This window comes from Arthrobacter sp. MMS18-M83 (genome assembly GCF_026683955.1).
Lineage (GTDB): Bacteria > Actinomycetota > Actinomycetes > Actinomycetales > Micrococcaceae > Arthrobacter.
In genome coordinates this window covers 604,468-618,143 of record NZ_CP113343.1, presented here as the reverse complement: position 1 = coordinate 618,143, position 13,676 = coordinate 604,468, and the positions used below count along the sequence as shown (strand labels likewise).

General features: G+C 66.0%; 9 protein-coding genes. 6 read left to right on the top strand and 3 right to left on the bottom strand.

The window, feature by feature from the left end; all coding sequences use genetic code 11:
- Positions 1–3 precede the first annotated feature (3 nt).
- Complete coding sequence (cydD, locus tag OW521_RS02955; protein WP_268022805.1) at positions 4–3,432, top strand: thiol reductant ABC exporter subunit CydD; 3,429 nt, start codon at positions 4–6, stop codon at positions 3,430–3,432.
- Positions 3,433–3,442: 10 nt separating this feature from the next.
- Here the strand turns inward: cydD and OW521_RS02950 are convergent, their stop codons facing one another.
- The gene (locus OW521_RS02950; RefSeq protein ID WP_268022803.1) at positions 3,443–4,525 is read right to left on the bottom strand and encodes an NAD(P)H-dependent flavin oxidoreductase; all 1,083 of its coding nucleotides are present in this window, start codon (positions 4,523–4,525) and stop codon (positions 3,443–3,445) included.
- Positions 4,526–4,533: 8 nt separating this feature from the next.
- Complete coding sequence (locus OW521_RS02945) at positions 4,534–5,052, bottom strand: DinB family protein (protein WP_268022801.1); 519 nt, start codon at positions 5,050–5,052, stop codon at positions 4,534–4,536.
- A 128-nt stretch (positions 5,053–5,180) separates the two neighbouring features.
- Between OW521_RS02945 and OW521_RS02940 the strand changes: the two genes are divergently transcribed.
- Positions 5,181–5,561 (top strand): VOC family protein, encoded by a 381-nt coding sequence (locus tag OW521_RS02940; RefSeq protein ID WP_268022799.1) that lies wholly within the window; start codon positions 5,181–5,183, stop codon positions 5,559–5,561.
- Between the two features lie 38 nt (positions 5,562–5,599).
- On the opposite strand, the gene OW521_RS02935 is transcribed toward OW521_RS02940, so the two are convergent.
- Positions 5,600–8,137 (bottom strand): DNA gyrase/topoisomerase IV subunit A, encoded by a 2,538-nt coding sequence (locus OW521_RS02935; protein WP_268022797.1) that lies wholly within the window; start codon positions 8,135–8,137, stop codon positions 5,600–5,602.
- 54 nt (positions 8,138–8,191) lie between these two features.
- Here OW521_RS02935 and OW521_RS02930 point away from each other — a divergent pair, with 54 nt between their 5' ends.
- Genes OW521_RS02930 through OW521_RS02915 form a run of 4 tightly spaced genes read left to right on the top strand, consistent with a single transcriptional unit; the run spans position 8,192 to position 13,650 of the window.
- Complete coding sequence (locus tag OW521_RS02930) at positions 8,192–10,885, top strand: bifunctional acetate--CoA ligase family protein/GNAT family N-acetyltransferase (RefSeq protein WP_268022795.1); 2,694 nt, start codon at positions 8,192–8,194, stop codon at positions 10,883–10,885.
- Between the two features lie 56 nt (positions 10,886–10,941).
- Positions 10,942–11,670: a DUF5998 family protein gene (locus OW521_RS02925; RefSeq protein ID WP_268022793.1), complete on the top strand. Its 729-nt coding sequence runs from the start codon at positions 10,942–10,944 to the stop codon at positions 11,668–11,670.
- Positions 11,670–12,899 (top strand): alkaline phosphatase family protein, encoded by a 1,230-nt coding sequence (locus OW521_RS02920; protein ID WP_268022791.1) that lies wholly within the window; start codon positions 11,670–11,672, stop codon positions 12,897–12,899. Before OW521_RS02925 ends, OW521_RS02920 begins: the two co-directional genes overlap by 1 nt.
- Positions 12,892–13,650, top strand: coding sequence for a thymidine kinase (locus OW521_RS02915; protein WP_268022789.1), 759 nt, complete (start codon positions 12,892–12,894; stop codon positions 13,648–13,650). Before OW521_RS02920 ends, OW521_RS02915 begins: the two co-directional genes overlap by 8 nt.
- The last annotated feature ends 26 nt before the right edge of the window (positions 13,651–13,676 follow it).

The following is a 13,676-nucleotide window of genomic DNA, read 5'->3' as shown; positions in this document are numbered from 1 at the left end:
CGGATGAAGCCCCAGTTGCCAGCCGGACCCGCCACCCGATCCGCCCTGTACGCCCTTGGCTTGTTGTCATCGCTCAAGGCCTTGTCCCTGGTCCTGATTGCACAGGCCGTCGCGGGGATGCTGTCCGGACTTGCCGCGGGCGGCATGGGGTGGCGGGAAGGACTCCTCTGGGGTGCCATCGGCGCGGTCCTGCGGTCGCTGACGGTCTGGGGCCAAGGAGTCGCGGCGCGCCGGGCGGCCCTCGGGGTCAAGGAAGAGCTGAGGTCCAGGCTTCTGGGCCGATCCCTCGGTGCCGGGGCCGCGGGACGGGTCGGCGGAGTGAACGACGGCGCGCTGGCGGTGCTCGCGACGCGCGGACTTGATGCGCTCGACAACTACTACACCCAGTTCCTGCCGGCCTTGGTCAATTGCGCCGCGGTACCTTTGCTCCTGGGCGTCCGGATCCTTTTCGCGGACTGGGTCAGTGCCGTGGTTGTGGTTTTGACCCTGCCTCTGGTACCGCTTTTCATGGTGCTGATCGGCCGGCACACCGAGGAGAGGGTCCACGAGGCACAATCCACCCTGAGGAGGCTCTCGGGGCACATCCTGGAGCTGGCCAAGGGGCTTCCGGTGCTCGTGGGACTGGGCCGCGCCCGCGAACAACGCGCAGCGCTCGAAGACCTCTCCGAGGAATACCGTTCCCGCACGATGGGAACCCTGCGGACGGCCTTCCTGTCCGCCCTCGCCTTAGAGCTCATCGCCACCATTTCCGTGGCCGTGGTTGCCGTCTTCATCGGCGTACGACTCGTGGCAGGTGAGATGGGCCTGGAAGCAGGCCTGCTGGCCCTTATCCTCGCCCCCGATTGCTACCTTCCCCTGCGCGAGCTTGGCACGGCCCACCACGCCAGCGACGACGGCCGCGAAGCACTGGCTGCCGCTAACGCCGTGCTGGAGTCGCCGGCGGGCCACCCCCTGAGCGAAGTTTCCAGCACAGAGGCGTACGACGTCGGCGCGGACGCCACGAACAAGCCGCTCGCCGACGTCGTGGTCACCGGACTAACGGTGAGCTATGCGGGACGGGCCGCGGCCGCCGTCGGGCCCATCGACTTCCACGCCCCCGCGGGGCAGATCACAGCCCTTGACGGCCGCAGCGGTTCGGGAAAGAGCACCGTACTGGGCGTTCTGGCCGGAACGATCGGCGACAGTCCGCAGGCGCGCGTAAGCGGTACCGTTGCCGGACTGGGCGCCGGTGCCGTGGCCTGGGTGCCGCAGCATCCCGTCATGGTGGCTGGAACGGTGCTGGACGAGATCGTCCTCTACGTCAACGGCGGCAGCCGGGGCTTCCCGGCAACCGACTCCGAATCCACGCCGGAGGCCCACAGCACGACCGCAATGGAGTGCCTGGAGAAGGCTGCCGCGGAACACCTCGCACTCAAACACCCCGCGGAGCTCAGCCCTGGCGAATTGCGGCGCGTTGCCGTCGCCCGCGGCCTGGCGCGCCTCAAAGCCGGAGCCACGGTCCTCCTGCTCGACGAACCCACCGCCCATCTCGACGCCGCCTCCGCAGATGCCATCCGCGCGGCCATCCGGGGCCTGCAAGGGGCCGCGACCGTCATCCTGGTGGCCCACGATGCCGCAACCCGGAAACTTGCGGACCACGTGGTGCGGCTCGCCGGCGGGACGGCAGAGCAGCAAGCCCGCACGGCCAATCCCGAGCCCGCGGCAGCCGCACCTGGAACAGCGATCAAGCAGGACAGCCAACTTCGGGGCGGCCCGGCCGGGGGATTAGAACCCCCCACCGCCATCTCCACCCTTAAGGCCCTGGCGAGTATCCTCGCTCCCGTTCGCTACAAGTTCGCCGGCGCCGTGCTAGTTGCCGCGCTCGCAGCCTTGTTCGCCGTGGCCCTGTCCGGATTGTCGGGCTGGCTCATTATCCGCGCCAGCGAGCAACCGCCCATCCTGTACTTGCTTGGGGCCATCGTGGGAGTGCGGTTCTTCGGCATTGGCCGCGCAGTGCTCCGCTACGCTGAACGGCTCCTCGTTCACGACGCCGTCTTCGCCGCCATGACAAGGCTCCGCGGTGGGCTGTGGGCGGCGCTCAGCGCGCGGGCACTGTCCCTCCGACGGCTCCTGCAAGGCGGCAACGTACTCGGGGCTGTGGTCGACGACGTCGATACGCTGCGGGACTTGCTGCCGCGCGTCGTGCTTCCGCCGCTTTCGGCCCTTGCCGTCGCGGCGTCGGCGGTGACCGCCTCGGCACTGCTCGTGCCCGCAGCGGTGCCGGCCGTGATCGCGGCCGCCGTGGCCGGGGTTGTTCTGGCCCCCCTGCTTGCCCTGTTGGCCGACCGCAACGCCGCGCGCGCTGAGCAGCAATTGCGCTCACTGGTGCTGAGCGACGTTGCCTCCGCCCTCGACGCCCGTGCCGAACTCAGCGCCAACGGCGTGGCCCCTGCCGTGCTATCGTCCCTGACCCGGCGGGACAACGAAGCCACAGCGGCGGCGCAGCGTTCGGCATGGGCCGAGGGCGTAGGCCAAGGATTGACCGTGCTCGCCTGCACCCTCGGAGCCTTGGCCGCGGGTATTCTCGCTGCACCATCGGTGCAAGCCGGAACTGTTGCGCCAGCCGTGCTTTCCGTCGTCGTGCTCATGCAACTGGCGCTCGCGGAACCTTACGGGGCGGTAGTGTCTGCCGTACGGCAGGCCCCCGCCTTGGCCGCGGTATTGCGGCGAATCGCCGAGTCGGGAGCGTTTGACACGTCAGCTGCGTACGACGGCGGTGTACTGGCCTTACCGGAGCGCCCCGGCGGTGCTCCGGGGCTGCTGTTGGACGGACTCGAAGCGTCTTGGCCCGGCGGCACCGCGGTGTTCAGCGGAATGAGCGGCGAGGCTGCCCCCGGGCAGTGGCTTTCCGTCACGGGTCCGTCCGGTTCCGGCAAATCGACACTGCTCTCGGTGCTGCTCGGTTTCCTGCCGGCATCGTCCGGCGCGGCCTACGTCACCGGAAACGCGGCGTGGTGTCCGCAGGAGGCCCACCTCTTCGACTCCACCATCCGCGGCAACCTGCTGCTCGCCCGCCCGGCCGGCCGCAGACCTTCCGAAACGGACATGCATCAGGCCCTGGGCGCCGTCGGGCTATCCGGACTGGTATCGGGGCTTCCTGCCGGGCTGGATAGCCGCATAGGCCCTTCGGGTTCGTTCCTGAGTGGCGGCGAACGCCAGCGTCTCGCCATGGCCCGCACGCTCCTGACCGGAGCAACAGTGCTCCTCCTGGACGAGCCGACGGCTCATCTCGACGCCGATGCGGCCCGTTTGATGATGGCCGAACTTCGTGGCGGACTGGGAGACGTCACAGTAGTTCTCGTGACCCACAACCCCGCCGATATCAGCGCCGGAGACTCCCTGCTGGACCTCGGCTCGCCATCGGGCCTCCCGGCGCTGGTGCACGGAAACTAGCGGGGGAGGGCTAGCTGCCGAGCCGCCCAAAGATGGCGTCCACCGAGTCCACGATATTGTCCACGAGTTTCCGCGCATCGTCTTCCCGGATGAGCGGAGTCGATTGTCCGGCCCACATGGACATGAGACCCGGGATTCCCTGGATGGCCGCAGCGGGCCGGAACTTGCCCGTCAGCCAGTTCTGGATAGGGAACGGGGCGTGGACGGCGGGGTCGGCGAGCTCAGCGGTGATCCGGTTGGGGATGCCGCGCGCCAAACGACCGCTGAGGGCGCGGGTCAGGACAGTGTGGGCGGCGTCGGGTCCGTGCAGCGCGGCCAGGTGCGCTGGACTGATGGCCGATTGGCGCGTGGCAAGGAAAGCCGAACCGATCTGGACCGCATCAGCACCGAGTGCCAGGGCGGCAGCGACCCCACGCCCATCAGAGATACCGCCGGCCGCGATGACCGGAACCGAGACCGCATCCACCGCCTGCGGCACAAGGGCCAGGGTTCCAACGAGCGAGTCCTCGGGAGTACGCAGGAATGAAACCCGGTGGCCGCCGGCCTCCATCCCCGTGGCAACGATGGCATCTACTCCGCCCGCATCCAAGGCTACGGCTTCGTCCACGGTGGTCGCCGTACCCACCACCACAATGCCGTTCCGGTGGGCTTGCTCGATCACAGACTCGGACGGAACACCGAACACGAAGCTCAACACGGCCGGTTGGGCGTCGATGGCCGCCTGGATCTGACCGTCCAGATCAGGGAGATAAATTTCAGGCTGCGTAGGAGGCTCCACGCCCACCTGCTCGAAATAGGGCCGGAGGACGTCCACGTAGGCGGCGAATTGCTCAGCATCCGCAGACGGCGGTTCCTCGCCCTCGATGGGGAGCCAGAGATTCAGCGCGAATGGTTTCCCGCTGGCTTCCCTGAGTTCGCGGGCTGTGGCGGCGATCCGTTCCGGCTCGTAGCCGTAGAGCCCGTACGAACCGAGTCCGCCGGCCTCGCTGACCGTGGCCGACAGCTCCACCGATGAGAGACCGCCGAACGGGCCAAGGACGATTGGCAGTTCAATATTGAAGAGGCGGGTGGCCCGTGTATCTTTCCACGTCACGGCGGGGCCTAGCCGTCGACGTCGTGCAGGTGATGGACAACGTCATGCAGGAAGTACTGGGCAAACGTCAACACGGTGAAGGTGGAGCCGTTGCTCCGGACACCCGTGCGCGGCCACTCATCTTCCTGGACGGAGGCGAAGGAATTCGCGATCTGTTCGCCCTCGGCAGCCAGTTGCGCGGACACCTCGGCGGGATCCGCGTTGGCGTAGTCGCCGTCGATCGCAGCCTTGTCCTGGTCCCAGTTGGCGAAACGGGCGTCGTCTTCGCGCAGCATCAGGTTCAGGCGCTGGTCGAAGAGGTCGAAGACATCCCTCACATGGCAGGCATACTCCAAGGGCGACCACGTGTGGTCGTCCGGGCGGACCGAGGCGTCTTCGCGCCGCAGCACGGCGCGCCAGCGCGGCAACATGTTCAGGACCGTTCCCGGCACGGTGGAGGGGGTCACGGTGGCGGCGTCGAAACCGCATTCGGGGCAAGGCTTGGACAGGACCCAGGTCCAGTCCTTGTCATCGGGAATGATCGGCATGGCAGTAGTCTAGGGCCCGCGTTCGCGATCCGGCCGCACCGCGGAATGCGGGCGTCCGTGCACGCCTCCAAATGGCCTATCAGGAGTAAAGTTAGGTGCTGTGGGGAAGCCTGGAAAGTGAAATTGCCATGCTTAAGGATCTAAACGTCGCCGGCGTGCTCCCTGCCAGCGATATCGCTCGCGCCCGCGATTTCTACCGCGACAAGCTAGGCCTCGAACCGGACAACCCGGAAGCCTCAGACAACCTGATGTACAAGTGCGCCAACGGCACCGCATTCCTGCTCTACGAGACACCCAACGCAGGGACCGCCAAGAACACCCAGTTGGGATTCCAGAGCACCGACTTGGACCAGGACATGGCCGACCTCAGGGCGCGCGGAGTCGTCTTCGAAGAGTATGACTTCCCTGGCCTGAAGACCGAGAACGGCATAGCCACCTTGCCGGACGGCGAAAGGGGAGCTTGGTTCCTCGATTCGGAAGGAAATATCCTCAGCATCGCCACGATGTAACGGGAGCATTCGGACCAGTCTTCAACGGCGGTGTCCGGTCAGTTTTCCTCGCCGCTCCCGTTTTGCCATGTCATGCTCGCACCAATCGCGTCCACGGGCTGGGAGAGGGGAACACCGGAGCCGTCGCGGCGGCCGTGCTCCTGCGGGAGGGCACGCGCGACCCCGGCGCTAGACGTTGCTTTCGCAGGGCCGTGACCTGCCCAGCCGAGCAGCAGTGTGTCTTCGCCTTTAAGGAAGCGGTGGGCCCGCACGCCTCCCGTGGCGCGGCCCTTGGCCGGATACTCCTCGAACGGCGTGATCTTCGCTGTGCCCGGAGCCGTCCCCGGCAACGCGCCGTTGCTGCCCGCGATGGTCACGACGACGGCGGAGGGGTCGTCGGCGCGCACCGTGCCGAAGTGGATGACGTCGTCGCCGGCTGCAAGCTTGATTCCGGCCATGCCGCCGGCCGTCCGGCCCTGCGGCCGAACAGAAGAGGCGCTGAACCGCAAAAGCTGCGCGAGCCGGGTCAAGAAGACGAGTTCGACGTCGTCGTTTTGGGCAGGCTCGACGCCCACCACGGTGTCCTTGTCCTTGAGCGCAATGATCTCCCAGTCTTCACGGTTCAGCGGGTAATCCGGCTGAACGCGCTTGACCACGCCTTGGACCGTTCCGATGGCCAACACGGCATCCAACGGTACGAACGCAACAAGCGTCTCGCCCTTGAGCAGGGTGATGAAATCCTTCGCGGCCACGCCACCTGCAAGATTGGGTAGCCCGGACATCGGTGGTAGCGCCGGCATGTCCATGACTTGTACCCGGAGCATGCGGCCCTGCGAAGTGACCGCGCCGATTTCGCCCCGCGCGGTTGTCTTGACCACGGAGCGGTACACGTCGTGCTTGCTCCGAGGACCGGATTCCGCCAGCGGTTCCTGGTTGGACGTTCGTGCGATCTGGCCGGAGGTGCTCAGGATTGCCCAGCAGGGATCATCCGGGATTTCGAGCGGGAGCGCAGCAGCCTTGCCCTTGCCCGCCGGCACGGCGGCGGCCAACGCCGCGGCCACAGTGGGAGAGACAGCCTCGGACTCAAGAAGGACGGTGCGTCGCGGCGTGCCGTACTTCTCGGACACTTCGGCCAATTCCCCGGACACCAGCTCGCGCAGCAGAACATCGGACGCCAGGATCGCCTCAAGCTCGGCGATCTCGAGGCGCAGTTCTTCCTGCTCTTTTTCGAGTTCGATGCGCGAGTACTTGGTCAGTTGGCGCAGGCGAAGTTCCAGGATGTAGTTGGCCTGGATCTCGGACAAGTCGTAAATGGACATGAGCCGTTCGCGGGCCGCCGCGGCCTCGTCCGAGGAACGGATGATCTGAATGACCTCGTCGATGTCCACGATCGCGACCAGGAGGCCCTCCACCAGGTGGAGGCGGTCTTTCTTCTTGCCCAGGCGGAAAGCGGTGCGACGGCGCACGACCGAAATCCGGTGGCCGACGTACACCTGAAGGAGCTGGAGCAAGCCCAAAGTCTGCGGCTGCCCATCCACCAGGGTCACGTTGTTGATGCCGAACGAGTCTTCCATTGGCGTGAACCGGTAGAGCTGCTGCAGCACGGCGTTGGGGTTGAAACCGTTCTTGATCTCAATCACGAGCCGCAGTCCATGCTTGCGGTCAGTCAGGTCCATGACATCACTGATGCCGGTCAGTTTCTTGGCGTTGACCGCATCTTTGATCTTCTCGATGACCTTCTCCGGACCCACCATGTAGGGCAGCTCGGTCACCACCAGGCCGGTTCGGCGTGCGGTCAGTTGCTCGATCTCCACCTTGGCGCGGGTCTTGAATGACCCGCGCCCCGTGGCGTAAGCATCACGGATTCCATCCAGACCCACGATCCTGCCGCCCGTGGGCAAGTCCGGGCCGGGCACAAATCGCATGACGTCGTCCAGGGTGGCGTCCGGATGGGCGATGAGGTGCCGGGCGGCGGCGATGACTTCCACGAGGTTGTGGGGGGCCATGTTGGTGGCCATTCCGACGGCGATGCCCGTGGTGCCGTTGACCAGCAAGTTGGGGAAAGCGGCGGGCAGGACGTCCGGCTGGGTGAGCTGGTTGTCGTAGTTGGGAACGAAGTCCACTACGTCTTCGTCGAGGTGCTCGGTCATCGTCATGGCGGCCGCGGCGAGCCGGGCTTCGGTGTAACGCGGTGCGGCCGGGCCGTCGTCGAGCGAGCCGAAGTTGCCGTGCCCGTCAATGAGGGGCAAGCGCAGGGAGAAGTCCTGGGCCATGCGCACCATGGCGTCATAGATGGCGGCGTCACCGTGGGGGTGCAGCTTTCCCATGACCTCGCCCACTACGCGGGCACTCTTCACATGTCCGCGGTCCGGGCGCAAGCCCATGTCGCTCATCATGTACAGAATGCGCCGTTGAACCGGCTTCAGGCCGTCGCGCGCATCGGGGAGCGCGCGGGAATAGATCACCGAATACGCGTACTCCAGGAAGGAGCCTTCCATCTCGGAAGTGACGTCGATATCGATGATGTTCTCTGTGAAGTCCCCGTCGACGGCGGCCGTTGCTGCGTTCGCGCGGGAGGGACTTTGGCTGCGTGCCATGGAGTCGGTGGATCCTTAAACGTGTACTGCGGAAGACTTAGCTAGGCTAAGCCTATGGTGGATCAGCCCGGCGCCGGCGTATATCCGGAATATTGGGAGGCCGATGTCGTGCTTCGTGACGGCGGAACGGCGCATTTGAGACCCATCTCACCCGAGGACGCGGACGCCCTCCAGGCTTTCCACACGGCGCAGTCGGAGACGTCCATCTACATGCGGTTCTTCTCGTTCAAATCGAGGCTTTCCAGCAAGGAACTGCGCCGCTTCACCGAAGTGGACCATAAAGACCGGGTGGCATTCGTCATCACCATCGGCGGTGAAATCGTTGGCGTCGGACGCTACGACCGGCTCGATGACCCCACCGAGGCCGAAGTTGCGTTCAATATCTCCGATGTCCAGCAGGGCCGAGGGATCGGTTCGATCCTGCTGGAACACCTGGCGGCGGCCGCCCGCGAAAACGGCATCCGCCGGTTCACCGCCGAGGTCCTGCCGGAGAACCGCAAAATGCTCCGGGTCTTCGCCGACGCGGGCTACGAGCTCGCGCGCAAATTCGACGACGGCGTCGTCAGTGTCGAGTTCAACATCGACCCCACCGAAAAATCCCTGGCAGTCATGGAGTCGCGGGAACACCGCGCCGAGGCCCGCAGTGTGCGGGACTTGCTGGCGCCGTCGTCGATCGCGGTGGTGGGCGCAAGCCGCCGGTGGGGGACTGTAGGGCACCAGTTGCTTGAGCACATCCTGGAGGGAGGCTTCACCGGCGCGGTCTATGCGGTCAACCCCGAGGCGTTCGAGCTGGCCGGGATGAAGTCCTTCGCCCGGATCGCCGATGTCCCCGGGCCGGTGCAGCTTGCAATTATCGCAGTGCCTTACGAAGAAGTGCCGAAAGTCGTGGACGAGTGCGGTGCTGCGGGAGTCAAAGGGCTGGTGGTCGCCACTGCAGGCTATGCCGACGACGGCGAGAAAGGACTGCGGAGGCAACGGGACCTCGTGCGCCGGGCGAGGTCCTATGGGATGCGCGTGATTGGCCCCGAGTCGTTGGGGATCGTGAACACGAATCCCGAGGTCTCCCTCAATGCGTCGATGGCCCCGAGCCTGCCCCGGCGCGGGGGACTGGGACTGTTTTCGCAATCTGCCGCCATCGGTGTTTCCGTCTACGCCGCAGCGAGCCGCCGGGGCCTAGGCCTTTCCTCGTTCTTGTCCGCCGGCAACCGTGCCGATGTCTCCGGCAACGACGTCATGCAGTTCTGGGAAGACGATCCCGATACCGCCGCCGTCGGGCTCTATTTGGAGTCGATCGGCAACCCGCGCAAGTTCTCCCGCCTGGCCCGCCGCTTGTCGCGCAGCAAGCCCGTCATCGTTGCCAAGTCCGATGTCACCGGGTTGCGACTTCCGCCAGGACACGTGGTCAGGACGACTCTGGCGCCGGCGGCGGCACTGGACGCGATGATGCGCCAGGCCGGGGTCATCGCAGTCGAAACCATCGAGCAGCTCATGGATGTGGCGCAGATCGTTTCCAGCCAGCCCTTGCCCAAGGGTCCCGCGCTCGCGGTCTACAGCAATTCCGCGGCCTTTGGGAAGGTCGTGGCCGACAACGCGGCCCCCCAGGGACTGGTCGTCGACAGGATCGTCACCGACGTCGACCTGGATGTGGGGATGTCGGTGGCCTTGGAAGGACTGCGGCGCAGCCTCCGGCAGAATCTTGCGGACGACGCCGTGCACGCGGTGGTGGCGGCAATGGTGCCGTCCCGGAGCCTCACGATGGAGGCGATCGCCGGAGTCCTCTCCGAATGCGCGGCAGAGGCGGGTAAGCCCGTGGTGGCGGCTTTCACGGGGATCCTTGACAGTTCCGTGCAGCTGGACGGATTGCTTGCTCCAAGCGGAGAATCCGGGCCATCCCTTCCCTGCTACTCAAGCGCCGGGAGCGCCGTGGCAGCTTTGGCGGCCGTAGTCCGTTACGCGAAGTGGCTGGACCGGGACCAGGGCATGTTCGTGGAGCCTGGGGGTTGCGACCGGGAGGGAGCGCGGGAACACATCGAGCGGCTCCTGTCTTCCGTCCCGGGGGAGCAGCTGGTCCGGCTCGACGACGCCGAAGGCGCCGCACTGCTATCCCGGTACGGCATCCCGGTGGTGCCATCAGCCGCAGTCGAGAGCGACGACGAGGCGGTGGCCGCCGCCGAACGGCTTGGCTGGCCCGTAGTGCTCAAGACCACGGATCCTGCGCTCCGGCACCGCCTGGACTTAGGTGGCGTGCGGCTGGACATCGAGGACGCGGACTCGTTGCGACGCAACATCGAACAGATGCGGCGGGTCCTTGAACCCTATGGGTCACCGGCCATCGAGGTACAGGCGATGGCACCTGTGGGACAGGCCTGCACTTTCCGCGCCATCGAAGATCCGCTCCTGGGCCCGGTGGTTTCCTTCGGTTTGGCAGGCGACGCCGTGAACCTGCTGGACGATTGGGCCCATCGGGTCCCCCCTTTGTCCGCAGCCGATCTTCACGACTTCATCAGGGCGCCCCGGGCGTCGCTGAAACTTTTTGGCTACCAGGGGCTGCCGGCGGTCGACGTGGCGGCCCTTGAGGACCTCGGCGCACGGCTGGTCCGCCTTAAGGATGAACACCCCGGGATTGCCCTCGTGGAATTCAATCCCGTCCTCGCGGGACCGCGGGGCGCGAAGATCCTTGCCGCCGAGGTATGGATCGGGAACGCTGCACGGCGTACGGACAGCGCCCGTCGCGCGATGCTCAGCTGACCGGGCGGGGAACCGGGTGGTTATGAAGTCCACAGCCGATCTGTGAAAATGGGGGAATGAGCTCGAAGTCCCCGACGCCTCCGTCCGGTCCGGCTACCACCGGGCACCATGCAGCGCACAACCACAGCTCGCAGGGGCAGAGCCTGGACCAGGCTCTACAGCGGGCCGGGTTCTACCCTGTCCTCGTTGCCGATGTTGTGGCCGACGCTTTGGACGGGCGGGACTGCCTTGCACACCTGGTGCACTTGGAAACACATTTCGACCGTGCCGAGGTCCGGCGCCACATCACCGTCCTGGTCCTCACGGAGGACATGCTGGTGATCACCCACGTTGACGACCAGCAACTTGACGAGGCCGGCGAGCAGATTGTCGCCCAGATTTCCACCGAGTCCGTGCCGGTGGCACAAATCCGCTCGGTGGTGCTCAGCTACATGTATGCACAGCCGCAGAATTACACTCCAAGCGACCCCGTCAGGGAGCTGACCCTGTCCATCGCCTGGTCTGGTGGCCAACGCCTGGATGTGGGACCGGCCAGTTGCGGGGACCCGCAATGCGAAGCCGATCATGGGTATACAGGCACTATTTCCCAGGAGGACATCGTCCTTCGGATCAGCTCGGAGGCAGACGGCCCCAGGGCCGTGCAGGATGCGAAGATCTTTGCCCGAGCGCTGCGGGCCGTGAACACAGGGGGTCCCGGGCCTGCTGCACATTCGGGTTCCATCCCCGCACCGCGGCTCCGCTCGGGCGTCTTCGGAAACCGGTTGAGCCGCGGGCACCAGCGCTGATGGTGACCTCGGAACATCTCGCCCAGGAAACCGCCCCCGCCGCCAGCACCGTCCCCGAGCTTCCCGGCGCTCCCTTGTATGGCAGCAAGTCGATCGCCGAGGTCTTCACCAGCGCCGCCGCGAGCATGGGCCTGCCGGGCTTTGAGAACAAGCTCCAATTGCCCGCGTCGCAACGCGTGTGCGTGGTACTCGCCGATGGTCTGGGCCGCAACCTGCTCAAGCAGAAAGCCGCCCACACGCCGTTCCTGAGGTCCGTTGCGAATTCGGGGCAGGGAGCCGTTCCAGTCTGGCTGGATTCAGCCTTCCCTTCCACCACGGCGTCGTCCTTGGCAAGTCTGGGCACGGGCCGTACGCCTGGCGAACACGGCATGGTGGGCTACGACGTCCTGGATCCGGCCCAGGACAAGGTGGTCAACCTGCTCGGCAATTGGGACGCCGGAGTCGATCCCCTGAGCTGGCAACCGTTCCCGACGATCTTCGAACGCGTTGCTGCTGAGACTGACGTGGTTACGGTGAGCCTGCCTCAGTTCGGTTCGTCACCCATGACCCGGGCGGCGCTTCGGGGAAGCCGCTTCGTGGGAGGCAGCTCGCTGCATTCCCGCACGGCAGCTGCGGGGGAAGCGATGGCACCAGGAACCAGTTCGCTCATGTACTTCTATGTCAACGAGCTCGACAAAGCCGGCCACCGCTACGGCTGCCAGTCCGATCGCTGGGAACACCAGCTCGAAGAGATAGATTCAACGGTCAAGAGGCTATCCGCCTCACTTCCGGCAGGTACCACGATCCTGGTCACCGGGGACCACGGGATGCTTGACGTTCCGGAGTCACAGCGGATCGACTACTCAGCCGATGCCGCTCTCATTGCCGGTGTCCGGCATACAGCAGGCGAACCACGCATGGTCCACCTGTACCTGGAACCCGACGCCGGAGAGCTTCACCGGGAAGCCCTGCTGGACGCCTGGCGTGCCCGCTTCGGCGACCGGATCTGGGCCTTCACCCGGGAGCAGGGCCTTGCGGCAGGTCTCTTCGGCCGGCTGCGCCCAGAGGTCTCCCCGCGGATCGGAGACGTCATGATTGCCGCCCGGGACACATTGGCACTCTACGATGTCCGCCGGGTCCGCCCCACCGCCATGGAAGTCGTCGGGCAGCATGGTTCGCTGACCAAGGCGGAGCGCGAAGTTCCGCTGCTCTGCTTCCAGTCCGGAGGTCCCAAAGGCCGCCGTGGCTGAGCTCATCTTCTTCTCTGGAACCATGGACTGCGGCAAGTCCACACTTGCTTTGCAGATGGACCACAACCATCGTGCGCGTGGCCGCGGCGGCGTCCGATTCAGCTGCAACGACCGCGCCGGAGGCTCCGTCATCTCCAGCCGGCTCGGTCTCCAGACGGACGCCGTTGAGGTTGTTGACACCACCGATTTCTGGGACGAAGTGGTCCGACGCCGGACCACCGGCCTCCGGGTGGACTACCTCATCTGTGACGAGGCCCAGTTCTACTCGCCGGGGCAAGTGGAACAGCTGGCGCGCGTTGTCGATGAAATGGACGTCGACGTGTTCGCCTTCGGGATCACATCGGACTTCCGTACCAGGCTGTTTCCTGGATCCCAGCGCTTCGTGGAACTCGCGGACAGGGTCCAGGTCCTGCAGGTCGAAGCGCTCTGTTGGTGCGGCCGCCGCGCAACACACAATGCGCGGACCGTGGACGGCATCATGGTGGTCGAAGGCGAGCAAGTGGTGGTGGGCGACGTCGCGATGGATGGACGCATCGAGGACGGCCGCATTGAAGGCGGGCCCGCGGGCGACGGCGGTCGAGAGGCGGTCCGCGACCCAGCCGATGCGTTGCTACCCGCAGTCGGATACGAGACCCTCTGCCGGCGGCACTACATGCGACGGGTCACTGCCCACGGGGCCAATCTCATGGCGAGCCGGGACCAATTGCTGCCGTTCGACGTCGACGCTTGCCTCTGGCACGGCGCGAACTGAAGCCTTCCGCGAACCGAAGCTGCGCG